At 67.4% G+C, this 22275-nt stretch carries 24 protein-coding genes and 1 other RNA gene; 14 read left to right on the top strand and 11 right to left on the bottom strand.

The annotated features are described in order from the left end of the window. Positions 1-47: 47 nt before the first annotated feature. Entirely contained in the window at positions 48-662 is a 615-nt protein-coding gene (locus PI86_RS13405) for a glutathione S-transferase family protein (RefSeq protein ID WP_039323224.1), read from the bottom strand. Positions 663-846: 184 nt separating this feature from the next. On the opposite strand from PI86_RS13405, the gene PI86_RS13400 reads away from it, so the two are divergent. The 10 genes from PI86_RS13400 (at position 847) to PI86_RS13355 (ending at position 11169) form a co-directional block, all read left to right on the top strand. Continuing rightward, positions 847-2244: an aminopeptidase P N-terminal domain-containing protein gene (locus tag PI86_RS13400; RefSeq protein WP_039323221.1), complete on the top strand. Its 1398-nt coding sequence runs from the start codon at positions 847-849 to the stop codon at positions 2242-2244. Positions 2245-2489: 245 nt separating this feature from the next. After that, positions 2490-3677: a UbiH/UbiF/VisC/COQ6 family ubiquinone biosynthesis hydroxylase gene (locus PI86_RS13395; RefSeq protein WP_039323218.1), complete on the top strand. Its 1188-nt coding sequence runs from the start codon at positions 2490-2492 to the stop codon at positions 3675-3677. Between the two features lie 143 nt (positions 3678-3820). Beyond that, positions 3821-4888: a tRNA dihydrouridine synthase DusB gene (gene dusB, locus PI86_RS13390; protein WP_039323227.1), complete on the top strand. Its 1068-nt coding sequence runs from the start codon at positions 3821-3823 to the stop codon at positions 4886-4888. Continuing rightward, entirely contained in the window at positions 4885-5118 is a 234-nt protein-coding gene (locus PI86_RS13385; RefSeq protein ID WP_006476892.1) for a Fis family transcriptional regulator, read from the top strand. The genes dusB and PI86_RS13385 overlap by 4 nt, the downstream gene beginning before the upstream one ends. 44 nt (positions 5119-5162) lie before the next feature. Further along, a complete protein-coding gene (gene purH / locus PI86_RS13380) occupies positions 5163-6728 on the top strand; it encodes a bifunctional phosphoribosylaminoimidazolecarboxamide formyltransferase/IMP cyclohydrolase (protein WP_039323206.1) in 1566 nt (521 codons plus the stop codon). A 151-nt stretch (positions 6729-6879) separates the two neighbouring features. Then, positions 6880-7422, top strand: coding sequence for a crossover junction endodeoxyribonuclease RuvC (gene ruvC, locus PI86_RS13375; RefSeq protein ID WP_014898063.1), 543 nt, complete (start codon positions 6880-6882; stop codon positions 7420-7422). A 193-nt stretch (positions 7423-7615) separates the two neighbouring features. Further along, entirely contained in the window at positions 7616-8197 is a 582-nt protein-coding gene (gene ruvA / locus PI86_RS13370) for a Holliday junction branch migration protein RuvA (protein ID WP_014898064.1), read from the top strand. Between the two features lie 108 nt (positions 8198-8305). After that, positions 8306-9373 carry a Holliday junction branch migration DNA helicase RuvB gene (ruvB, locus tag PI86_RS13365; RefSeq protein WP_039323202.1) on the top strand — a complete coding sequence of 356 codons (1068 nt, stop codon included), beginning with the start codon at positions 8306-8308 and terminating at the stop codon, positions 9371-9373. A gap of 24 nt (positions 9374-9397) precedes the next feature. Then, positions 9398-10351 carry an oxygenase MpaB family protein gene (locus PI86_RS13360; protein WP_014898066.1) on the top strand — a complete coding sequence of 318 codons (954 nt, stop codon included), beginning with the start codon at positions 9398-9400 and terminating at the stop codon, positions 10349-10351. 143 nt (positions 10352-10494) lie between these two features. Next, on the top strand, positions 10495-11169 hold the full coding sequence (locus tag PI86_RS13355) for a ParB-like protein (protein WP_039323197.1): 675 nt from the start codon (positions 10495-10497) through the stop codon (positions 11167-11169). A 51-nt stretch (positions 11170-11220) separates the two neighbouring features. Here PI86_RS13355 and PI86_RS13350 read toward each other — a convergent pair whose 3' ends face one another. Genes PI86_RS13350 through tyrS form a run of 3 tightly spaced genes read right to left on the bottom strand, consistent with a single transcriptional unit; the run spans position 11221 to position 13603 of the window. Beyond that, positions 11221-11883, bottom strand: coding sequence for a histidine phosphatase family protein (locus PI86_RS13350; protein ID WP_014898068.1), 663 nt, complete (start codon positions 11881-11883; stop codon positions 11221-11223). Positions 11884-11906: 23 nt separating this feature from the next. Further along, on the bottom strand, positions 11907-12365 hold the full coding sequence (dtd, locus tag PI86_RS13345; protein WP_039323194.1) for a D-aminoacyl-tRNA deacylase: 459 nt from the start codon (positions 12363-12365) through the stop codon (positions 11907-11909). Continuing rightward, positions 12362-13603: a tyrosine--tRNA ligase gene (gene tyrS, locus PI86_RS13340; protein ID WP_039323191.1), complete on the bottom strand. Its 1242-nt coding sequence runs from the start codon at positions 13601-13603 to the stop codon at positions 12362-12364. Before tyrS ends, dtd begins: the two co-directional genes overlap by 4 nt. Before the next feature lie 142 nt (positions 13604-13745). On the opposite strand from tyrS, the gene PI86_RS13335 reads away from it, so the two are divergent. After that, positions 13746-14894: an anhydro-N-acetylmuramic acid kinase gene (locus tag PI86_RS13335; protein ID WP_039323188.1), complete on the top strand. Its 1149-nt coding sequence runs from the start codon at positions 13746-13748 to the stop codon at positions 14892-14894. A gap of 107 nt (positions 14895-15001) precedes the next feature. On the opposite strand, the gene erpA is transcribed toward PI86_RS13335, so the two are convergent. From erpA to rplM, 3 genes are all read right to left on the bottom strand, one after another. Then, positions 15002-15373 (bottom strand): iron-sulfur cluster insertion protein ErpA, encoded by a 372-nt coding sequence (erpA, locus tag PI86_RS13330; RefSeq protein WP_006759918.1) that lies wholly within the window; start codon positions 15371-15373, stop codon positions 15002-15004. 228 nt (positions 15374-15601) lie between these two features. Continuing rightward, entirely contained in the window at positions 15602-15994 is a 393-nt protein-coding gene (rpsI, locus tag PI86_RS13325; protein WP_011883283.1) for a 30S ribosomal protein S9, read from the bottom strand. An 11-nt stretch (positions 15995-16005) separates the two neighbouring features. Beyond that, complete coding sequence (gene rplM / locus PI86_RS13320) at positions 16006-16434, bottom strand: 50S ribosomal protein L13 (protein WP_009687896.1); 429 nt, start codon at positions 16432-16434, stop codon at positions 16006-16008. Between the two features lie 313 nt (positions 16435-16747). On the opposite strand from rplM, the gene PI86_RS13315 reads away from it, so the two are divergent. Together PI86_RS13315 and PI86_RS13310 are read left to right on the top strand one after the other, a co-directional pair. Next, positions 16748-17053, top strand: a complete 306-nt coding sequence (locus tag PI86_RS13315) for a hypothetical protein (protein ID WP_039323168.1) — start codon at positions 16748-16750, stop codon at positions 17051-17053. Positions 17054-17487: 434 nt separating this feature from the next. After that, a complete protein-coding gene (locus tag PI86_RS13310; RefSeq protein WP_080599404.1) occupies positions 17488-17952 on the top strand; it encodes an OsmC family protein in 465 nt (154 codons plus the stop codon). A gap of 69 nt (positions 17953-18021) precedes the next feature. On the opposite strand, the gene rnpB is transcribed toward PI86_RS13310, so the two are convergent. From rnpB to pyrC, 3 genes are all read right to left on the bottom strand, one after another. Next, an RNA gene (gene rnpB, locus PI86_RS15705) (RNase P RNA component class A) lies at positions 18022-18433 on the bottom strand. A 12-nt stretch (positions 18434-18445) separates the two neighbouring features. Next, complete coding sequence (locus PI86_RS13305) at positions 18446-19324, bottom strand: DUF3025 domain-containing protein (RefSeq protein ID WP_039323165.1); 879 nt, start codon at positions 19322-19324, stop codon at positions 18446-18448. After that, on the bottom strand, positions 19321-20385 hold the full coding sequence (pyrC, locus tag PI86_RS13300; protein ID WP_014898075.1) for a dihydroorotase: 1065 nt from the start codon (positions 20383-20385) through the stop codon (positions 19321-19323). The genes PI86_RS13305 and pyrC overlap by 4 nt, the downstream gene beginning before the upstream one ends. A 221-nt stretch (positions 20386-20606) precedes the next feature. On the opposite strand from pyrC, the gene PI86_RS13295 reads away from it, so the two are divergent. Continuing rightward, positions 20607-21521, top strand: a complete 915-nt coding sequence (locus tag PI86_RS13295; protein WP_039323160.1) for a class II glutamine amidotransferase — start codon at positions 20607-20609, stop codon at positions 21519-21521. A 290-nt stretch (positions 21522-21811) separates the two neighbouring features. On the opposite strand, the gene PI86_RS13290 is transcribed toward PI86_RS13295, so the two are convergent. Further along, positions 21812-22275: amino acid ABC transporter ATP-binding protein (locus PI86_RS13290; protein WP_039323157.1), on the bottom strand; the 464-nt coding region annotated here is incomplete at its 5' end.

The raw sequence follows: 22275 nt of genomic DNA, 5'->3' as shown, positions 1-22275 counted from the left end.
CGCGGGGCGCTTTTCTTTTGTCAGCTCGATACGCAGCCGGCGGCGGGTCAGGCTTGCGGCAGCGTGTCGGCGAACGTCTGCCGCTGCGACAGCTTCGCGAAATACTTGTCGAGGTTCGGATGACGGTCGCGCCAGTTGAGTTCGGGCATCCGGAAATCGAGGTAGCCGAGCGCACAGCCGAGTGCGATGTCGGCCAGCGAGTAATGATTACCGACACACCACGTCTTGCCGCCGAGACCCTGCGACATCGCCACGAGGCCATCGTCGATCTTGCGCTGCTGGCGCGCGATCCAGCTCGCGCTGCGCTGCGCCTCTTCGCGAAGCGTATGCTCGAGACGGATCGCGACGGCCGCATCCAGCACGCCGTCACCCAGCGCTTCCCAGCAACGCACCTCGACGCGCTCGCGCCCCGACGGCGGAATCAGTTTGCCGACCGGCGACAGCGTATCGACGTATTCGCAAATCACGCGGGAATCGAACACCGCGGCACCATCCTCCATCACGAGACACGGGACCTTGCCGAGCGGATTCGACGCATGAATATCCGTCTCCGGCGCCCAGACGTTCTCGAGCTCCAGCTTGTAGTCGATCTTCTTTTCAGCGAGCACGATCCGCGCCTTTCGGACGTACGGGCTGCTGAGCGAACCGATTAATTTCATCATCTGCCTTTTTAAGGGAACCGCCGAGAGTATACGTTGTCGCCGATCATAACCGGCCGACGTGGTCGGGTAGAAAATCGGCCGTCCGGCCTGTGGATGGTTTGCAACAGCCGTCGCCGAGCCCCGTCCCGCGCGGCTTGCAGCCTCCCCTCTCACACGCCGCGTCCGGCGGCGCTACAATCGCACGATGAATGCGCCCATCGATACCGCCATCGCCGTCGACGTCTACCGCCAGCGCCGCGAACGCGTGCTTGCCGCACTGCGCGCCGCCGGCGGCGGCGTCGCCATCGTCCCCACCGCGCCGGAAATGCTGCGCAACCGCGATACGGCCTATCCGTACCGGCATGACAGCTACTTCCATTACCTGACGGGCTTCACCGAGCCGGATGCCGTGCTCGTGCTGAACGCGGCCACGTCGCACGGCGCGCCGGAATCGATCCTGTTCTGCCGCGCGAAGAATCCCGACCTCGAGATCTGGGAAGGCTTCCATTACGGGCCCGAGGCCGCGCGCGATGCGTTCGGCTTCGACGCGGCCTACGCGGTCGACGTGATCGACACCGAAATGCCGCGCCTGCTCGCCGACGCCGGCACCGTGCACTACCGGTTCGGCGCATCGGCCGATTTCGACCGCCAGCTGGCCGGCTGGATCGACGCGGTCCGCGCGCAGGCGCGCACGGGCGTCGCCGCGCCGGACGCGCTGCTCGACCTCACGCCGCTCGTCGACGACATGCGGCTCGTGAAGGATGAGCACGAACTCGCGATCATGATGCGCGCCGCGCACATCTCCGCGCTCGCGCACCGTCGCGCGATGCAGGTGTGCCGCCCGGGAATCCGCGAATACGAACTCGAGGCCGAGCTGCTATACACATTCCGCAAGCACGGCGCGCAGGCGCCCGCGTACGGCTCGATCGTCGCGGCCGGCGCGAACGCGTGCGTGCTGCACTACCCGGCCGGCAACGCGGCCGCGCGGGACGGCGACCTGATCCTGATCGATGCCGCGTGCGAACTCGACGGCTACGCGTCGGACATCACGCGCACGTTCCCGGCCAACGGGCGCTTCTCGCCCGCGCAGCGCACGCTGTACGACATCGTGCTGGCCGCACAGCAGGCCGCGATCGACGCGACGCGCGCGGGCGTGCCGTTCGAGGCGCCGCACGACGCGGCCGTGCGCGTGCTGGCCCAGGGGCTGCTCGATACCGGCATCATCCCGAAGACACGCTTCTCGAACGTCGACGACGCGATCGCCGAGCGCGCGTACGCGCGCTTCTACATGCACCGCACCGGCCATTGGCTCGGCATGGACGTGCACGATTGCGGCGACTACCGCGAGCGGCTTGCCGCGCGCGACGCCAACGGCGCGCTGCCATGGCGCACGCTGAAACCCGGCATGACGCTCACCGTCGAGCCGGGCCTGTATGTGCGGGCTGCCGACGACGTACCGTCCGAATACTGGAACATCGGCATCCGCATCGAGGACGACGCGATCGTGCGCGAGCATGGTTGCGAGCTGATCACGCGCGACGTGCCCGTTGCGGCCGCCGAGATCGAGGCACTGATGCGCGCGGGCGCGGCGCACGGCGCGTGAGCGTGCCGCAGGTTGCCATCGCGCCGATGCCGGGCCGCCGTTGGCCCGGTGGTGATCTGCTGTTGATCTGCCGTTGATCTGCCGTTGATCTGCCGTTGATCTGCCGTTGATCTGCCGTTGATCTGCCGTTGATCTGCCGTTGATCTGCCGTTGATCTGCCGTTGATCTGCCGTTGATCTGCCGTTGATCTGCCGTTGATCTGCCGTTGATCTGCTGTTGACCGTTACCCCGTTTCACGAACACTGATGACGACCGCTTCCTCCCCGGCCACGCCGGACTACGACCTCGCCATCGTCGGCGCGGGCCCCGTCGGGCTCGCGCTCGCCGGCTGGCTCGCCCGACGCAGCGCAACGCAGCACGCGTCAATCGCGCTGATCGACGCGCGCGAGCCGGCCGCGAGCGCGAACGACCCGCGCGCGATCGCCGTGTCGCACGGCAGCCGCGTGCTGCTCGACACGCTCGGATGGCCGGCCGACGCGACGCCGATCGAACACATCCACGTGTCGCAGCGCGGCCATTTCGGCCGCACGCTGATCGACCGCGACGAGCACGACCTCGCCGCGCTCGGCTACGTCGTGCGCTACGGCTCGATCGTGCAGGCGCTCGCGCAGGCCGTGCGCGGCACGCGCGTCGACTGGCTCACCTCGACCACCGCACGCACGCCGCAACAGGACGCCGACGGCGTCACGCTGACGCTCGACGGCCCGCAAGGCGAGCGCACGCTGCGCGCGCGCATCGTCATCAACGCCGAAGGCGGGCTGTTCCACGAACAGCAGGCCGACGCCGGCAAGCATCGCCGCGACTATGGCCAGACCGCGATCGTCGGCACGGTCACCGTCTCGGCACCGCGCCCGAACGTCGCCTGGGAGCGCTTCACGCACGAAGGCCCGCTCGCACTGCTGCCGCTCGGTGGCCCGCGCCAGGCCGAGTATTCGCTCGTGTGGTGCTGCACGCCCGACGAGGCGGCCCGCCGCGCCGCCCTTCCCGACGACGCGTTCCTGCGCGAGCTCGGCCAGGCGTTCGGCGAGCGGATGGGGCAGTTCGTCGCGATCGCGGGGCGCGCGTCGTTCCCGCTCGGGCTGACCGCGGCGCAAACCCTCGTCAGCGGACGCCTCGCGATCGTCGGCAACGCCGCACAAACGCTGCATCCGGTCGCCGGCCAGGGGCTCAACCTCGGGCTGCGCGACGCGCATACGCTCGTCGATGCGCTATCCACGCAAGGCTTCGAAGCGACCGCGCTCGCGACCTTCAATTCGCGGCGCGCGCTCGACCGGCGCTTCACGATCGGCGCGACCGACACGCTCGCGCGCCTGTTCACGATCGACGCCGGCCCCCTGCCGCTGCTGCGCGGTGCGGCGCTCACCGCGCTCGAATTCGTGCCGCCGCTCAAGAAGGCGATCGCGCGCCAGATGATGTTCGGCCAGCGCAACTGACGCGCGGCGCACCGCGCGTTGCGCCCAGCCGCATCCCCCAAACCGGGTCAAATCGGCGGGGCATGGGAATACGGTAAAATACCCGTTTTCCCTCCGCCCTTTTTTGCCCGCGACGCCCTGTGCCCGCGGGCGGTGCCATTGCGATGCCCGTTATCGGCCCTCACGTTTTGCGTAACAACCTGTTCGTCGCCCCGATGGCCGGGGTGACGGATCGTCCGTTCCGCCAGCTGTGCAAGCGGCTGGGGGCCGGGTACGCCGTGTCCGAGATGGTTGCGTCCAATGCGCAGCTGTGGAAAAGCGCGAAGACGATGCGGCGGGCGAACCACGAGGGCGAAGTCGAGCCGATCGCGGTGCAGATCGCCGGCGCCGATCCGGCGATGATGGCCGAAGCGGCCCGCTACAACGTCGACAACGGCGCGCAGATCATCGACATCAACATGGGCTGCCCGGCGAAGAAGGTCTGCAACGTCGCGGCCGGCTCCGCGCTGCTGCAGAACGAGCCGCTCGTGCAGCGGATCGTCGAGGCCGTCGTCGCGGCGGTCGGCACGGGGCCGGATGCCGTGCCCGTCACGCTGAAGATCCGCACCGGCTGGGATCGCGATCACAAGAATGCGATCACGGTCGCGCGCCTCGCCGAAGCGGCCGGCATCTCGATGCTGACCGTGCACGGCCGCACGCGCGCCGACCTGTACCGCGGCGACGCCGAGTACGACACGATCGCGGCCGTGAAGGCGGCCGTGCGCATCCCGGTCGTCGCGAATGGCGACATCACGTCGCCGGCGAAAGCGAAGGCCGTGCTCGACGCGACCGGCGCCGATGCACTGATGATCGGTCGCGCCGCGCAAGGTCGGCCGTGGCTGTTCCGTGAAATCGATCATTTCCTGCAAACCGGCGAACTGCTGCCCCCGCCGCGGATCGACGAGATCCAGCACGTGATGAACGAACACCTGGAAGACCACTACGCGTTCTACGGTGAATTCACGGGCGTCCGTACTGCGCGCAAGCACATCGGCTGGTACACTCGCGGCCTTTCCGGCGCCAACGGGTTCCGGCACAGGATGAACACGCTCGATTCCACCCGCGAGCAGCTCGCCGCCGTCAATGCTTTCTTCGAGGCGCAAAAGGCGCTGTCGGACCACCTCGTCTACGTCGATGACGAAGAGGAAAACGGCCAGGGCGAGTCGGACGACCATAACCAGTTAGCAGCATGAGCAAGCACAACATCGAACAATGTGTCCGCGAGAGCCTGGACGTGTATTTCCGGGATCTAGACGGCTCCAATCCGCACGACGTCTACGAAATGGTGATGTCCTGCGTCGAAAAGCCGATGCTCGAGGTCGTGCTCGTACAGGCCGGCGGCAACCAGTCGCTCGCCGCGGAGTACCTCGGCATCAATCGCAATACGCTGCGCAAGAAGCTGCAGCAGCACGGCCTGCTGTAGGCAGCCGTCCCGTCCCCGTTTCCCTGGCTATTGGTGGTTCCATCATGATCAAGCAAGCGCTCATTTCCGTTTCCGACAAGACCGGCATCGTCGACTTCGCGAAGTCGCTGTCCGACCTCGGCGTCAAGCTGCTGTCGACCGGCGGCACCGCGAAACTCCTCGCCGACGCGGGCCTGCCCGTGACCGAAGTGGCCGACTACACGGGCTTCCCGGAAATGCTCGATGGGCGCGTGAAGACGCTGCACCCGAAAGTGCACGGCGGCATCCTCGCCCGCCGCGACCTGCCCGAGCACATGCAGGCGCTGGAGCAGCACGGCATCCCGACGATCGACCTGCTGGTCGTGAACCTGTATCCGTTCGTCGCGACGATCGCGAAGGACGACTGCACGCTCGCCGACGCGATCGAGAACATCGACATCGGCGGCCCGACGATGCTGCGCTCGGCCGCGAAGAACCACCGCGACGTGACGGTCGTCGTCGATCCGGCCGACTACGCGGTCGTGCTCGACGAAATGAAGGCAAACGGCAACGCGATCGGCTACGCGACCAACTTCCGCCTCGCGACGAAGGTGTTCGCGCACACCGCGCAATACGACGGCGCGATCACGAACTACCTGACGAGCCTGACCGACGAGCTGCAGCACGCATCGCGCAGCGCTTACCCGGCCACGCTGAACATGGCGTTCGACAAGGTGCAGGACCTGCGCTACGGCGAGAACCCGCACCAGAGCGCGGCGTTCTACCGCGACCTCGCGACGCCGGCCGGCGCGCTGGCGAACTACCGCCAGCTGCAGGGCAAGGAGCTGTCGTACAACAACATCGCCGATTCGGATGCGGCGTGGGAATGCGTGAAGACGTTCGACGCGCCGGCCTGCGTGATCATCAAGCATGCGAACCCGTGCGGCGTCGCGGTCGGCAACGACTCGGCCGACGCGTACGCGAAGGCATTCCAGACCGACCCGACGTCGGCATTCGGCGGCATCATCGCGTTCAACCGCGAAGTCGACGAAGCGGCCGCGCAGGCTGTCGCGAAGCAGTTCGTCGAAGTGCTGATCGCACCGTCGTTCTCGGACGCCGCGAAGCAGGTGTTCGCCGCGAAGCAGAACGTGCGCCTGCTCGAGATCGCGCTGGGTGACGGTCACAACGCGTTCGACCTGAAGCGCGTGGGCGGCGGCCTGCTGGTGCAGTCGCTCGATTCGAAGAACGTGCAGCCGAGCGAGTTGCGCGTCGTCACGAAGCGCCAACCGACGGCGAAGGAAATGGACGACCTGCTGTTCGCATGGCGCGTCGCGAAGTACGTGAAGTCGAACGCGATCGTGTTCTGCGGCAACGGCATGACGCTCGGCGTCGGCGCAGGCCAGATGAGCCGCGTCGATTCCGCACGCATCGCGAGCATCAAGGCGCAGAACGCGGGCCTGACGCTGGCCGGCTCGGCCGTCGCGTCGGATGCGTTCTTCCCGTTCCGCGATGGTCTCGACGTCGTCGTGGCGGCAGGCGCGACCTGCGTGATCCAGCCGGGCGGCTCGATGCGCGATGACGAAGTGATCGCGGCAGCCGACGAGCACGGCATCGCGATGGTCCTGACGGGCGTGCGTCACTTCCGTCACTGATCGCACGCGGCCCGCGCGGCTGCTGCACGCAAACCCGGCGGCATCGCACCCGCCGGGTTTTTTATTGCGCGGCGCCGGCGCTCGCGACCGTGCGGCCGGCGCCGCACACCATTCGTTGTAGTATCGCTGCATCAGGTTTTTCTCCTCACTCATGCGAATTCTCGGCATCGACCCCGGCCTGCGCGTCACCGGCTTCGGCGTCATCGACGTCAGCGGCCACCGCCTCGCCTATGTCGCGAGCGGCGTGATCCGCACGCCCACGGCCGACCTGGCCACCCGGCTCGGCACGATCTTCCAGGGCGTATCGACGCTCGTGCGCGAACACGCGCCCGACCAGGCCGCGATCGAACAGGTGTTCGTCAACGTGAACCCGCAGTCGACGCTGCTGCTCGGCCAGGCGCGCGGCGCTGCGATCTGCGGGCTCGTCTCCGGCGGCCTGCCGGTCGCCGAATACACCGCGCTGCAACTGAAGCAGGCCGTCGTCGGCTACGGCCGTGCGACCAAGTCGCAGATGCAGGAGATGGTCACGCGGCTGCTCAACCTGTCCGGCCAGCCCGGCAGCGACGCGGCCGACGCGCTCGGGATGGCGATCTGCCACGCGCACAGCGGCAATACGCTCGGCACGATCGGCGGCCTAGCGCCGGCGCTCGCGAAAAAAGGGCTGCGCGTGCGGCGCGGGCGGCTCGTCGGCTGACACGACGGCACGCAATCGCCCGGCGCGACGCGTGGTCACGCGCGTCGCACGCGTGACGTCCGCAACCGCCCTGCCCGCGTGATCGGCCCACGCCGCGCACGCGCGGCGCATCGCCCTGACCTGACGGCCAACCCATCGGCATCGCGCCGCACCTGCGCTACACTCGCGCTTTCTTCCTCGCATCCCGCCATCCATGATCGGTCGCATCGCCGGCATCCTGCTCGAAAAGAACCCGCCTCACCTGCTCGTCGACTGCAACGGCGTCGGCTACGAAATCGACGTGCCGATGAGCACCTTCTACAACCTGCCGCAAACCGGCGAGCGTGTCGTGCTGCTCACGCAGCAGATCGTGCGCGAGGACGCGCACCTGCTGTACGGCTTCCTCACGCCGCAGGAGCGCACGACCTTCCGCGAACTGCTGAAGATCACCGGCATCGGCGCGCGCATGGCGCTTGCCGTGCTGTCCGGCATGAGCGTGCAGGAGCTCGCGCAGGCCGTGACGATGCAGGACGCCGCGCGCCTCACGCGCCTGCCCGGCATCGGCAAGAAGACCGCCGAGCGCCTGCTGCTCGAATTGAAGGGCAAGCTCGGCGCGGACCTCGGCGCGCTCGCCGGCGCCGCGTCGCCGTCCGATCACGCGACCGACATCCTCAACGCGTTGCTCGCGCTCGGCTACTCCGAAAAGGAAGGCCTCGCCGCGATCAAGAACGTGCCGGCCGGCACCGGCGTGTCCGAAGGCATCAAGCTCGCGCTCAAGGCATTGTCGAAGGTGTAACGGCCGCCCGACCCGGCTGTCGAAGCCAGTGTCGCGCCGCGGTGCGGCGTGCGCCAGTCGGCCGTTCGGCCAGTTCGGCCGCGTGACGGTGCGCGGTACAATGGCCGCATGATTGAAACCGACAAACTCGCCGCCGAGCGGATCATCGCCGCCACGCCCGCCTCGTCGCACGAAGAGGTGTTCGAACGCGCGCTGCGGCCGCGCCAGCTCGACGACTACGTCGGCCAGGAAAAGGTGCGAGGCCAGCTCGAGATCTTCATCGAGGCCGCGAAGCGCCGCTCCGAGCCGCTCGACCACGTGCTGCTGTTCGGGCCGCCGGGCCTCGGCAAGACCACCCTCGCACACATCATCGCGCGCGAGATGGGCGTGAACCTGCGCCAGACATCGGGCCCCGTGCTCGAGCGCGCGGGCGACCTCGCCGCGCTGCTGACCAACCTCGAAGCGAACGACGTGCTGTTCATCGACGAGATCCACCGGTTGTCGCCGGTCGTCGAGGAAATCCTGTATCCGGCGCTCGAGGATTACCAGATCGACATCATGATCGGCGAAGGCCCGGCCGCGCGCAGCGTGAAGCTCGACCTGCAGCCGTTCACGCTGGTCGGCGCGACCACCCGCGCGGGGATGCTGACCAACCCGCTGCGCGACCGTTTCGGGATCGTCGCGCGCCTCGAGTTCTACAACGCCGATCAGCTGTCGCGCATCGTGCGGCGCTCGGCGTCGCTGCTGAACGCGCAGATCGATCCGAACGGTGCGCTGGAAATCGCGAAGCGCTCGCGCGGCACGCCGCGGATCGCAAACCGGCTGCTGCGCCGCGTGCGCGACTATGCGGAAGTGAAGGCCGACGGCCAGATCACCGCGGCCGTCGCCGATGCCGCGCTCGCGATGCTCGACGTCGATCCGGTCGGCTTCGACCTGATGGACCGCAAGCTGCTCGAGGCGATCCTGCACAAGTTCGACGGCGGCCCGGTCGGCATCGACAACCTCGCCGCGGCGATCGGCGAGGAGCGCGACACGATCGAGGACGTACTCGAACCGTACCTGATCCAGCAGGGCTTCCTGCAGCGCACGCCGCGCGGGCGCATCGCGACGCTGCTCACCTATCGCCACTTCGGGCTCTCCGCGCCCGATACCGGCGACGCCGACCGCGGGACGTTGGACACGCCCGCCGGGAAGTAGCCGGCCGTCCGAGTCAGCCCAGCCATGACCACGCCGCCCAGCCCTCACCCAGCCGCGCCCGCTCCGGGCCGGCGCTGGGTCGAACCGATCCGCAAGCGGCTCGTGGCCGGCGTCACGCACCTGACGACGGGCGGTGGCGGTCCGTCGATCGATCTCTCGTCGCCGCCTGGAGACCCCGGGCTGTTCGGCCCTGACGCCATCTGCTGGCGCGTGCATGCCGATTTCACGTCGATGATGACGGGCGGCATCGCCGCGCTGCTGCTGCAGGCGCTCCATCCGCTCGCGCTCGCGGGCGTCTGGGATCACTCGTCGTTTCGCACCGACATCCTCGGCCGCTTGCGGCGCACCGCCACGTTCATCACGGGCACGACGTTCGGCAGCCGCGCGGACGCACTCGCGCTGATCGAGCGCGTGAAAACGATCCACGCGCGCATCTCGGGTACCGCGCCCGACGGCCGGCCGTACCGGGCCGACGATCCGGCGTTGCTGACCTGGGTGCATGTCGCGGAAGTATCGAGCTTCCTCGCCGCGCATTTGCGGTATGTGAATCCGTCGCTGTCGGGCGAGCAGCAGGACGGCTACTACGCCGAAACGGCATTGATCGCCGAACTGCTCGGCGCCCGGGGGGTGCCTCGCTCACGGGCCGAGGTAGCAGCCTATCTCGCGCGCATGCAGCCCGAACTCGAAGCCGGGCCGCACACCTTCGAGGTGATGGACATCCTGCTGAACGTGCCGGTTGCAACGCCCGTGCTGCGGCCAGCCGCGTCGCTGATCATGCATGCGGGAATCGATCTGCTGCCACCCTGGGCGCAGCGCATGCTCGGTGTGTCGACGTTCGCGCCGCTGCGACGCGCGGTGGTCCGGCCCGGGGTGCGGGCAGTCGCCCCCGTGCTGCGCTGGGCGCTCGTCAACGGCGCGTCGAAACGCGCACGCCGCCGCGCAGCCGCGCCACCGCCCGACGGCACTCCGCCCGCCTGACGATCCTGCACTTCATATCATTTCAATTTGCCGTCGAATACTTGTGACAAGCTGACTGGCTTGCAACTGCGCACGCTCGCACGTCCAGCTCGTCCCGCCTGTCCGTGACCCGCGCGGTGTCCCGCCCACCCGACCGACACCCGATGCCCGCGATACCACGCCTGCCGATCCGTTTCGCCCTCGCCGCCAGCCTGACCACCGTCTTCGCCCTGACCGCATGCGGAGCCGGCGATGTCACCGCCGTCGCACGCACGGACGCGCAAACGCCGTCCGGCGGCAACACGGCGACACCCACGCCGCCCGCGACCGTCGCACCGCAAGCGGGCAAATGGAGAGCCGCCCGTGCCGGCGAGCTGATCGACGTGACGCTCGGCGATCTCCATCCGACGCAAGGCGCGATCGGCTGCGACCAGATCGACTACAAGCTCCGCCGCTACGAACTGCAGCCCGACAAGAAGTTCGACGACTTCCGCGCGGACGAAGGCTTCGGCGGCGTCGCATCGAGCAGCTACACCGCGCAATCGACGCTGCGCGAGCCGGCCAGCTACACGTGCACGACCACCGACGCGAACGCCCGCGACCGCACGCTGCTGAACGCGGTGTGGAACGCGTCGACGCGCATGGTCGCGACCACGGACCCCGTGATCGACGGCAAGACCGGCGCCGATCTCGGCCGCGCGGATGCGATCAACGGCGGGAAGAAGTACAGCAAGGGGGAATTCGACAAGCTGCGCCAGCCGATCACGGCCGACAAGCCGGGCAAGATCGCGTACGCGCTCGACTACAAGACGCACCACGCACTGCCGCAGCAAGCGTGACGCAGAAGGCGGCCCCGGCCGGTCACGCCGGGCGGGGCCGGTGCAATCGGCTCAGAGTACCTTGCGATACCCGTCGTCGTCGCTCGCGGCGTCCAGATGCGACACGTCGGCCCATTGCACGACCTGCGCGTGGCCGTCGACGTAATCGACGACGTTGATGCTCGTGTTGAGCAATTGATAGCTGCGCGGTGCCGACAGGTCGAGACCGTTTGCAAAGCGGTACACGCAATCGAGCACGCCGCCGTGCGCGACACACGCGATCCGGCCGCCCGGATGCGCGGCGACGATCGGCTCGAGCGCATGCAGCACGCGGTGATAGAACTCGCGCTGCGACTCGCCGCCGTCGGGTGAGAAGCCCGGGTCGCGGGTCTGCCAGGCGGCGTAGGCGTCCGGAAACAGCGTCTCGATTTCGGGGCTGTCATGCCCCTGGAACACCCCGTACGCCCGTTCGCGCAGCCCCTCGCGCAACCGCAGCGGCAACCCGAGCGCATCGGCAAAGGGTTGCGCGGTCTGCTGCGCGCGCATCAGGTCGCTCGAATAGACGGCGTCGAGCCGCTGCCCGTCGCGCGCTTCCCGCGCGAGTCGCGCGGCCAGCCGCTGCGCCTGCGCGAGGCCCGTGTCGGCCAGCGGAATGTCGATATGGCCCTGGATGCGCTTGATGCGGTTCCAGGCCGTCTCGCCATGGCGAATGAAGAGAATCTGCGTGGTGGCCATCGCGGCGCGTCTCCGGGAATGAATCAGGGCCGCACTTGCAGCCAGAACGTCACGGGGCCGTCGTTGACGAGCGACACCTGCATGTCGGCGCCGAACTCGCCCGTCTCGACGACCGGATGGCGCTCGCGCGCGGCCGCGACGAAATAGCCGAACAGGCGCGCACCTTCGTCGGGCGGCGCGGCCGGCGTGAAGCTCGGCCGCAGCCCGCTGTTGGTATCGGCCGCCAGCGTGAACTGCGACACGAGCAGCAGGCCGCCGGCGCCGCCAGCACCGTCGATGTTCGACACCGGCAGGTTCATCTTGCCGGCCGCGTCGCTGAACACGCGATAGCCGAGCAGCTTCGCGAGCAGCTTGTCGGCCGCGGCCTCGGTGTCGCCGCGCTCCGCACAGACCAGCGCGAGCAGGCCCGCGCCGATCTCGCCCGTCGTGCGGTCGCCGACGCGCACGTCGGCACGCCTCACGCGCTGGATCAGCGCGATCATGCGGTCAGCGTGACGCGCGCGAAGCGGCGCTTGCCGACCTGCACGACGAATTCGCCGGCCTCGACCTTCAGGCCCTTGTCGGACACGGTCGCACCGTCGATCTTCACGCCGCCCTGCTCGATGTTGCGCAGCGCTTCGCTCGTCGACGGCACGAGGCCCGCCTGCTTCAGCAACTGGCCGATCGCGAGCGGCGCGCCCGCGAGCGTGATCGACGGGATATCGTCCGGCACGCCACCCTTCGCACGGTGGTTGAAGTCCTCCAGCGCACGCTCGGCATCGGCCTGCGAGTGGAAGCGCGCGACGATTTCCTGCGCGAGCAGCACCTTGAAGTCGCGCGGGTTGCGGCCACCTTCGGCGTCGCGCTTGAAGCCGGCGATCTCGTCCAGGCTGCGGAACGACAACAGCTCGAAGTAACGCCACATCAGCGTGTCCGAGATGCTCATCAGCTTGCCGAACATGTCGGTCGGCTTCTCGCTGATGCCGACGTAGTTGCCCTTCGACTTCGACATCTTCTCGACGCCGTCGAGGCCTTCGAGCAGCGGCATCGTCAGGATGCACTGCTGTTCCTGGCCGTACTGCTTCTGCAGTTCACGGCCGACCAGCAGGTTGAACTTCTGGTCGGTGCCGCCGAGCTCGAGATCGGCGTTCAGCGCGACCGAGTCGTAGCCCTGCATCAGCGGATACAGGAATTCGTGGATCGAGATCGGCACGCCGCCCTGGAAGCGCTTCGTGAAGTCCTCGCGTTCGAGGATCCGCGCGACCGTGTAGCGTGACGCGAGCTTGATCATCCCGTCTGCGCCGAGCGGCATCGACCATTCGCTGTTGTAGCGGATCTCGGTCTTGTCGCGGTCGAGCACGAGCGCGGCCTGTTCGAAGTAGGTCTTCGCGTTCGATTCGATCTGTTCGCGCGTGAGCGGCGGACGCGTCGCATTGCGGCCCGACGGATCGCCGATCAGCGACGTGAAATCGCCGATCAGGAAGATCACCGTATGGCCGAGGTCCTGCAGCTGACGCATCTTGTTCAGCACGACCGTATGGCCGATGTGGATGTCGGGCGCGGTCGGGTCGAGGCCGAGCTTGATGCGCAGCGGCGTGCCGGTGGCCGCGCTGCGCGCGAGCTTCTGCGCGAACTCTTCCTCGATCAGCAGCTCGTCGACGCCGCGCTTCGTGACGGCGAGCGCATGCCGGACTTCGTCGGTGATCGGGAAAACAGGCTTGGAACTGGGTTCGGTGCTCATCGGTGCCGGGAAGAATGTCGCAAAGACAGGGATTTTCCCATAACTTGCGCGTGCATCGCTTAACGACGCGTCAGGTTGCGCGGATAATCGGGCGCAAGGCGCGCGGAACCGGCCCGCGCCGCATGATCCAGGAGAACCCAACGTGCCGCAACGACATCCGCAACCCGCCCATCCGGCCGACGGCATCTACTTCGGGCTGATGTCGGGAACCAGCATGGACGGCGTCGACGGCGTCGCCGTGCGTTTCGAAACCGGCCGCGCGCCGGTCGTGCTCGCGGAAGCGTTCGTCGGCTTTGCGCAATCGCTGCGCGACGCGCTGTTCGCGCTGCAACAGCCCGGTGACGACGAGATCGACCGCGAATCGCTCGCGGCGAACGCGCTCGTCACGCGCTACGCGGTGTGCTGCCACGAATTGCAGCGCACGGCCGGGCTGTCGCGCGACGAGATCCGCGCGATCGGCGTGCACGGCCAGACGGTGCGCCATCGCCCCGAGCGTGGCTATACGCGGCAGCTCAACAATCCGGCGCTGCTCGCCGAGCTGACCCAGGTCGACGTGATCGCCGATTTCCGCAGCCGCGATGTGGCCGCCGGCGGCCACGGCGCGCCGCTCGCGCCGGCGTTCCATGCGACGGTGTTCGGTGCGCCGGGCGAAACACGCGTCGTCTGCAATCTCGGCGGGATCAGCAACATCACGATCCTGCCGGGCGAAGGCGGCGACGTGCGCGGCTTCGACTGCGGCCCCGCGAACGCGCTGCTCGACGAATGGGCGACCCGCCATCTGGGCAAGCCGTACGACGACGGCGGCAAGTTCGCCGCGCGCGGCACCGTGCACGCGCCGCTGCTCGACGTGCTGCTCGACGAGCCGTATTTCGCCGCGCCGCCGCCGAAAAGCACCGGTCGCGACCTGTTCAATCCCGCATGGCTCGACGCGAAGCTCGCTGCGTTCGCCCAAGTTGCGCCGGAGGACGTACAGGCGACCCTCACCGCACTGACCGCCGTGTCGGTCGCACGCGAGATCGCCAAACACGCATCGGGCTGCAAGGCCGTCTTCGTCTGCGGCGGCGGCGCTCGCAACCCGGTGCTGCTCGACGCGCTCCGGCACGCGCTGCACGAGGCCGGCGTGCCGGCCTCCGTCGATACGACGGCCGCGCTCGGCGTGCCGCCGCAGCAGGTCGAGGCGCTCGCGTTCGCGTGGCTCGCGTACCGCTTCACCGCGCGCCAGCCCGGCAATCTCGCGACGGTCACCGGCGCCGCCGGCAACCGCGTGCTCGGCGCGCTCTATCCGCGCTGAAGCGATGCCCGCCATACGACGGGCGCCGCATCGCACACGGGCATAAAAAAACGGGGCATGAAGCCCCGTTTTTCATTCCGGCGAACCGGCGCGAAACTGTCGCGTGCTCAGACCGAGAACGACGAACCGCACCCGCAGGTGGTGGTCGCGTTCGGGTTCTTGATCACGAACTGGGCGCCGTTGAGGTCGTCCTTGTAGTCGATCTCGGCGCCGACCAGGTACTGGTAGCTCATCGAGTCGATCAGGAGCTGGACGCCGTTCTTGTTCATCACGGTGTCGTCCTCGTTGACTTCCTCGTCGAACGTGAAGCCATACTGGAAGCCCGAGCAGCCGCCGCCCTGCACGAACACGCGCAGCTTCAGGTCGGGGTTGCCCTCTTCGTCGATCAGTTGCTTGACCTTGTCGGCCGCGGCGTCGGTGAAGACGAACGGCAGCGGCATATCGGTCGTCGTTGCTGCGGATTCGGTAACAGCGTTCATTCGAACTCTCCAAAAAGCTTTAGCCGCTATTGTAGGGCCGATCAGAAGATCGTGCTGAAGTCCATGAAATCAATAGGTTCTTGTCGATTTCATCAAACGTGCCCGCGCGGGCTGCCGCGGCGGCGGCCTGGGCACGGGCAAAAAGCGGGCATAAAAAAACCGCCAGCGCAGAAGCTGGCGGTTTTTCCGGCGGACGCCACCCGAAGGCGGCGAGGCCATGAAGCGGAATTAACGCTTCGAGAACTGCTTTGCGCGGCGTGCCTTGCGCAGACCAACCTTCTTACGCTCGACTTCACGTGCATCGCGCGTGACGAAGCCCGCGTTCGACAGCGACGGCTTCAGCGTCGCATCGTAGTCGATCAGTGCACGGGTGATGCCGTGGCGCACTGCACCTGCCTGACCCGTTTCGCCGCCGCCGTTGACGTTGACCTTGATGTCGAACGTCTGGCCGTGGTTCGTGAGTTCCAGCGGTTGACGCACGATCATCAGCGACGTTTCGCGCGAGAAGTAGTCAGCGATGGGCTTGCCGTTGACGATGATGTCGCCCTTGCCAGCCTTGATGAAGACACGTGCGACTGCGCTCTTGCGGCGGCCCGTACCGTAGTTCCAGTTACCGATCATGTGGGCTCCCCTTAGATCTCGAGCGCCTTCGGCTGTTGAGCCGAATGCGGATGCGTAGCTTCAGCGTAGACCTTCAGCTTCTTGATCATCGCGTAGCCGAGCGGGCCCTTCGGCAGCATGCCCTTGACCGCCTTCTCGAGCGCGCGGCCCGGGAAGCGTTCTTGCATCTTGCCGAACGTCGTTTCATAGATACCGCCCGGGTAGCCCGAGTGACGGTAGTACTTCTTGTCCAGAGTCTTGTTGCCCGTGACCTTCAACTTGCTCGCGTTGATGATGATGATGAAATCACCAGTGTCGACGTGCGGGGTGAACTCAGGCTTGTGCTTGCCGCGCAGACGGCGTGCCACTTCGCTGGCAACACGGCCGAGAACCTTATCCGTCGCGTCAATCACGTACCATTCGCGCGTCACCTCATGGGCTTTTGCGGAAAACGTCTTCATGATCGATCCAAAAAAAATGCTTTGCCCGATGTGTTCTTCCTGCTTGTCTGTGTGCGCTTCGAGGCGCGGTGCAGGCTCTCCCTGTTCTTTTTCCGTGGGCATGAATGCGGAAAAGCCCTGAATTATAAAGGAAATACCGCAACGCGGTCAAAGAGAATCCACGTCTCGTGCCGGCGCCCCCCGAAATGGGCCAGAATCCGGTCGTGCCCCGAGCAAACCAGGCGAACCGAGCGCCTGGAGCGGCACCCATCGACGCGCGGCACCTGACCTTGCCGCGCCAGACCGGCCGACCACGAAAATACAACAAACAAGCATGATGAAACAACGACTTACGCCCCTGCTGGCGGCCGCGTTGCTGGCCGCCGGCGCACCCGCCGTCGCCGCCCGCGCCGGCTGCGAGGCCAAGCTCGACGCCCTCGATGCCCGTATCGCCGACGCCCGCGGCGCCCATGCCGAGGATCGCATTGCCCGCCTGCGTGCGGTACGCGAGCGGGTACGCCATTTCTGCGCGCGCGGCCACGGCCATGCGTCGGGCGCACACGCTCCCGCGCCGGCCGCACATTCCACTGACACGCTGCCAGGCGCGGCATCGCAACCGGCCGCACGACGGCCCGCGTAACCGGCGTCGATACGTGGTGTCGGGGCGCGCAAGCTGCGCGCCGATGTTTGCATGGGACGAAAAAAAGCCCGAACGGCTGGTTCGGGCTTAATCCACCTTTGGAGGAGGGTGGAGGAGACATGCGGAGGTTGCCGCAGCGCGACAACCAATGAGGCTCATTATACGAACGCGTCGCTGACTTCACAAGAAAATTTGCATTGCGAAATCTAAAACCATAATGCGAAATTTCGCGAACGACGCAGGAAAAATCTCATTTCTCTTTAAAATCAAACAATTGAGAGAGATGGCCACGGCTGGAAACCAGCTGCATATAGAGTAAAACCCCTAAAGACAGCAGGGAAATCGGCGCTCGGCGCCCCGCCGGGCACCGCACACGCCGGCGCCGCGCTTCCCGTCCTGCAGCGCATCAGCCGACCGTTGCGCAGCGGGCTACAATGCCGGATCGAATCCGAATCAGGCAACGCTGGAGTGCAAGCATGGAATGCAAAGTAAGCTGGATGGGTCAGGACGGCATGGCGTTTTCGGCCCAGACCGGAAGCGGGCATCTCGTCGCGATGGACGGCGCGCCGGAAGGCGGCGGCCACAACCTCGCGCCGCGCCCGATGGAAATGGTGCTGGTCGGCACCGGCGGCTGCACCGCGTATGACGTCGTGCTGATCCTGAAGAAGAGCCGCCAGGAAGTCACCGGCTGCTCGGTCACGCTGAAGGCCGAACGCGCGAGCGAGGATCCGAAGGTGTTCACCAAGGTCCACTTCCACTTCACCGTCACGGGCCACAACCTGAACCCGGCCACGGTCGAGCGCGCGATCAACCTGTCGCACGACAAGTATTGCTCCGCGTCGATCATGATCGCGAAGACGGCCGAACTCACGCATTCGTTCGACATCGTCGCAGTCTGAACCCGCTGCGGGCCGAGATGAAAAAAGGGCCGGCGCTCCTCACGGAGCGCCGGCCCTTTCGCATTCGAATCGCAAAGCAGGCCGATAAGCCGGATTCTGTGCACACCGCACGCCGAAGCGCGCAACGCGTGGCAGCCATTCCTCTAGGCGCGCCATTGCTGACGCGCTCAAGCTTCCTACCCGCAGACGAGACGGGGGCCCCGTCCTGCATCCGAAAATGCGCGCCTGCCTACTTGGAATTGCTCCGGGTGGAGGTTACCGTGCCGGCGAACGTCGCCGTCGCCGCGGTGCGCTCTTACCGCACCGTTTCACCCTTACCTGATCCCGGCTTGCGCCGGGCCATCGGCGGTCTACTTTCTGTTGCCCTGTTCCGCGTGTCGCCACGGATGGCCGTTAGCCATCACCCTGCCCTGTGGAGTCCGGACTTTCCTCGCCCCCGCCTGCCCGAAGGCGGCGAGGCCGCGACTGCCTGGCCTGCTTTGCGACGCGCATTCTAGCACTGCGCGCCGTCGCCGGCAGTGCGCGAGCGGCGGCCGCTGCGAAAAACGGCCGGATCGTCGTAGAACGCAGGAGCGACGTTCGCATCGCACCAGCCCGGCACGCCGAGCACCGGAAGCGGCGAGAAATCGCGGCTCGTCAGGTCGCGGGTCGCAAGTGCGCCGGCAATCCATGCATCGACGTGCGCGGCCCGCTGCGCGTCGGGCCACGTGAAATAGTCGCCGCTCACGTCGACGATCCACGTATGCGCGGTGCAGGATTTGTAAGGCACGACCAGCTTCTCGAGCAGCGCATGGCCGACGAGCCGCGCCTCGCAGCGCACGCCCCATGCGGCGCGCGCCGCCACCAGCAGTTGCTGCCAGTCAAAGCCGCGCAGCGCGTCGGCGAGCGCGCGATCGGCCGTCACGACGAGCGCGGCGTTCTCGTCGAACAGCGTGAGCGCATCGCGCAGCGTGCCGCGCACCGGCCCGACGCCGCCCGCTGCGTCGATCGCCGCGGCCTGGCGTGCGTTCAGCGCGGCCTTGGTGCGCGGATACGCGAACCAGACGAGCGCATTGAAGAAGTCGTGGAGATTGTGGCGGGTCGGGACGCCGCCGGTGTCAGCGATATGGGTTTCGTACGCGACGCCGGGCGGCAGCTCGGCCTGCGGCACGAAGCGCAAGGGCCGGCCGCGGCCGCTGACGCGAGCGCCGTCGCGCAGCGCGCCGTTCAATGCATCGAGCAGCGCGGCCTCGCCCGCGAGCGCGGCCGCCTGCAGCGTGCGGCCCGGCTCGGCGTAATGCGCGAGCCACGGCGCGGACCAGTCGATCCGCGCGAACGCCGCCGCACCGCCGCCGGCCGTCTGGCCGGCACCGCGCGGCGGCGTGCCGGTCACGCGAACTTCCAGCCGATCGTCTCGCCGGCGCGCAGCGGCACGACCGGCGTATCGCCCGCGAAGACCTCGCGCGGCAGTTCCCATGTCTCGCGGCGCAGCGTGACCGTCTCGGTGCTGTGCGGCAGCCCGTAGAAATCGGCGCCGAAGCGGCTCGCGAAATTTTCCAGCTTGTCGAGCGCGCCGGCCTGGTCGAACGCCTCCGCATACAGCTCGAGCGCGTGCAGCGCCGTGTAGCAGCCCGCGCAGCCGCACGCGGTTTCCTTCGCGTCGCGCGCGTGCGGCGCGCTGTCGGTACCGAGGAAGAAGCGCGGGTTGCCCGACGTCGCGGCCTCGACGAGCGCGACACGGTGCGTTTCGCGCTTCAGCACGGGCAGGCAGTAGTAATGCGGGCGAATCCCGCCGACGAACAGCGCGTTGCGGCTGTACAGCAGGTGCTGCGGGGTGATCGTCGCGCCGAGCAGGCCCGGCGCCGCGTCGGCGTCGCGCACGTAGTCGGCCGCGTCCTTCGTCGTGATGTGCTCGAACACAACCTTCAGGCCCGGGAAATCGCGGCGCAGCGGCGTCATCACGCGGTCGATGAACACCTTCTCGCGATCGAACACGTCGATCGACGGATCGGTCGCCTCGCCGTGCACGAGCAGCGGCATGCCGGTTTCCTGCATCGTCTCGAGCGTCTTCGCGCACTTCGCGAGATCGCTGACGCCGTGGTCGGAGTTCGTGGTCGCGCCGGCCGGATACAGCTTCACGCCGTGCACGAAGCCGCTGTCGCGCGCGCGACGGATCTCGTCAGGCGACGTGTTGTCGGTCAGGTACAGCGTCATCAGCGGCTCGAACGTCATCCCGGCCGGCAGCGCGGCGAGGATCCGCTCGCGATAGGCCTGCGCGTGCGCAGTGGTCGTCACCGGCGGCTTCAGGTTCGGCATGACGATCGCGCGGGCGAACTGGCGCGCGGTGTGCGGCAGCACGGCGGCCAGCATGTCGCCGTCGCGCAGGTGCAGGTGCAGGTCGTCGGGACGGGCGAGCGTGAGCGTCGCCGGAGAGGAAGCGTTCGAGGCAGTCATAGGAGGCGTCGTGAGGAACGGGCTGGTCAGCGGCGAAATCGGCGGGATCGACGGGGCCGGAACACGCGTGCGCGGGCCGAATGACGGCAAACCGCAACACGAGGCCTTCGGTCAGCGGAATCCGCTTTTTACCGCTCAAGGCTCGGTGATATGCTAGAACCCGCATTGTACCGGGGTTCACCCGGTTCGTTACCCTGCTTCAGCCTCCCGCCCCAAGTAAAATGTGCCAACTGCTAGGAATGAACTGCGCCGCGCCGACGGACGTCACATTCTCCTTCACAGGTTTCGCGGCCCGGGGCGGCCTCACCGATCACCATGCCGACGGCTGGGGGATCGCGTTCTTCGAGGACAAGGCCTGCCGCCTGTTCATCGACCACCAGGCCTCGGCCACGTCGCCGATCGCCGAAATGGTGAAGCGCTATCCGATCAAGTCCAAGAACACGATCGCGCACATCCGCAAGGCCACGCAGGGTCACATCCTGCTCGAGAACAGCCACCCGTTCATGCGCGAGCTGTGGGGGCGGCACTGGATCTTCGCGCATAACGGCGATCTGCAGGACTACGAACCCGACCTCGACGGCAGCGTCTACCACCCGGTCGGCACGACCGACAGCGAGAAGGCGTTCTGCGTGCTGATGCAGGGGCTGCGCGAAGCGTTCCCCGGCGCGCAGCCGCCGTTGCCGGAGCTGTTCGAGCGCGTCGGCGAGCTGACGCGCGGCATCACCGATCACGGCGTGTTCAACTTCCTGATGTCGAACGGCCAGGCGCTCTTCGCGCACTGCTCGACGCGGCTGCACTACCTCGTGCGGCGCTGGCCGTTCTCGACCGCGCATCTGGTCGATGAAGACCTGTCGATCGACTTCGCGAAATACACGACGCCCGAGGATCGCGTCGCGGTGATCGCCACGCAGCCGCTCACCGACAACGAGGTCTGGACTTCGTTCGAACCGGGCGAGCTGATCATGTTCCAGTGCGGCGACGTCGCCGCGCGGATGCAGATTCCGGTGCCCGAACGCGTGCTCGAGAAGCTGCGCAACCCGGCGCTCGACGCATCGGCGTCCGCGCCCTGCGGTGCGCGTCGCGAGGCGCTTGCGGCCGGCGCCGCGGACGACGCCGACGACCCGATCGATTTCTGAGCCCCGCGCGCTCGCGCCCTTCCCCGCTCCTTTTCCCGTCGCCACACGACGGAACCGTTGACGGTCGCGCCCGATCGCCGTGCGCGGCATCCGGCGTCGTGCAAACGGCTGGTACCTGCGTTCCCGGCTCGACCCGACGGCCCCCGGCGACCCGGTCGCCCCGCCCACCATTGGCGGCACAGCCGGCGATGGGCAGCGGGCGACGGGCAGCCGGCCCAAAAAAACCGCCCGGTGTTCGACCAGGCGGTTTTTTCATCAGCGTGCATGCAGCGCAGGCGCTGCACGAACGCTCAGTGCAGGATCTTCGCGAGGAAGTCCTTCGCGCGATCCGACTTCGGATTCGAGAAGAAATCGTCCTTGCGGTCGTCCTCGACGATCGCGCCCTTGTCCATGAAGATCACGCGATGGGCGACCTTCTTCGCGAAGCCCATTTCGTGCGTGACGACCATCATCGTCATCCCTTCCTGCGCGAGCTCGACCATCACGTCGAGCACTTCGTTGATCATCTCCGGATCGAGCGCGGAGGTCGGTTCGTCGAACAGCATCGCGATCGGGTCCATCGACAACGCGCGCGCGATCGCGACCCGCTGCTGCTGGCCGCCCGACAGCTGGCCCGGAAACTTGTGCGCATGCGCCTTCAGGCCAACGCGATCGAGCAGCTTCATGCCCTTCTCCGCCGCCTCGTCCTTGCCGCGGCCGAGCACCTTGATCTGCGCGAGCGTCAGGTTCTCGGTGATCGACAGGTGCGGAAACA

It is taken from the genome of Burkholderia sp. A9, from assembly GCF_000801975.1.
This window is presented reverse-complemented; position numbering and strand designations above follow the sequence as displayed.

What these genes read in the sequence shown, in the direction of transcription:
- ruvB (WP_039323202.1), top strand. Translation starts at nt 8,306, where the DNA reads ATGATTGAAACCGACAAACTCGCCGCCGAGCGGATCATCGCCGCCACG.
- PI86_RS13310 (WP_080599404.1), top strand. Translation starts at nt 17,488, where the DNA reads ATGCCGGATCGAATCCGAATCAGGCAACGCTGGAGTGCAAGCATGGAA.
- pyrC (WP_014898075.1), bottom strand. Translation starts at nt 20,385, where the DNA reads ATGACTGCCTCGAACGCTTCCTCTCCGGCGACGCTCACGCTCGCCCGT.
- dtd (WP_039323194.1), bottom strand. Translation starts at nt 12,365, where the DNA reads ATGATCGCGCTGATCCAGCGCGTGAGGCGTGCCGACGTGCGCGTCGGC.
- erpA (WP_006759918.1), bottom strand. Translation starts at nt 15,373, where the DNA reads ATGAACGCTGTTACCGAATCCGCAGCAACGACGACCGATATGCCGCTG.
- PI86_RS13395 (WP_039323218.1), top strand. Translation starts at nt 2,490, where the DNA reads ATGACGACCGCTTCCTCCCCGGCCACGCCGGACTACGACCTCGCCATC.
- tyrS (WP_039323191.1), bottom strand. Translation starts at nt 13,603, where the DNA reads ATGAGCACCGAACCCAGTTCCAAGCCTGTTTTCCCGATCACCGACGAA.
- PI86_RS13350 (WP_014898068.1), bottom strand. Translation starts at nt 11,883, where the DNA reads ATGGCCACCACGCAGATTCTCTTCATTCGCCATGGCGAGACGGCCTGG.
- dusB (WP_039323227.1), top strand. Translation starts at nt 3,821, where the DNA reads ATGCCCGTTATCGGCCCTCACGTTTTGCGTAACAACCTGTTCGTCGCC.
- purH (WP_039323206.1), top strand. Translation starts at nt 5,163, where the DNA reads ATGATCAAGCAAGCGCTCATTTCCGTTTCCGACAAGACCGGCATCGTC.
- ruvC (WP_014898063.1), top strand. Translation starts at nt 6,880, where the DNA reads ATGCGAATTCTCGGCATCGACCCCGGCCTGCGCGTCACCGGCTTCGGC.
- ruvA (WP_014898064.1), top strand. Translation starts at nt 7,616, where the DNA reads ATGATCGGTCGCATCGCCGGCATCCTGCTCGAAAAGAACCCGCCTCAC.
- PI86_RS13385 (WP_006476892.1), top strand. Translation starts at nt 4,885, where the DNA reads ATGAGCAAGCACAACATCGAACAATGTGTCCGCGAGAGCCTGGACGTG.
- PI86_RS13400 (WP_039323221.1), top strand. Translation starts at nt 847, where the DNA reads ATGAATGCGCCCATCGATACCGCCATCGCCGTCGACGTCTACCGCCAG.
- rpsI (WP_011883283.1), bottom strand. Translation starts at nt 15,994, where the DNA reads ATGATCGGTAACTGGAACTACGGTACGGGCCGCCGCAAGAGCGCAGTC.
- rplM (WP_009687896.1), bottom strand. Translation starts at nt 16,434, where the DNA reads ATGAAGACGTTTTCCGCAAAAGCCCATGAGGTGACGCGCGAATGGTAC.
- PI86_RS13360 (WP_014898066.1), top strand. Translation starts at nt 9,398, where the DNA reads ATGACCACGCCGCCCAGCCCTCACCCAGCCGCGCCCGCTCCGGGCCGG.
- PI86_RS13315 (WP_039323168.1), top strand. Translation starts at nt 16,748, where the DNA reads ATGATGAAACAACGACTTACGCCCCTGCTGGCGGCCGCGTTGCTGGCC.
- PI86_RS13355 (WP_039323197.1), top strand. Translation starts at nt 10,495, where the DNA reads ATGCCCGCGATACCACGCCTGCCGATCCGTTTCGCCCTCGCCGCCAGC.
- PI86_RS13295 (WP_039323160.1), top strand. Translation starts at nt 20,607, where the DNA reads ATGTGCCAACTGCTAGGAATGAACTGCGCCGCGCCGACGGACGTCACA.
- PI86_RS13405 (WP_039323224.1), bottom strand. Translation starts at nt 662, where the DNA reads ATGATGAAATTAATCGGTTCGCTCAGCAGCCCGTACGTCCGAAAGGCG.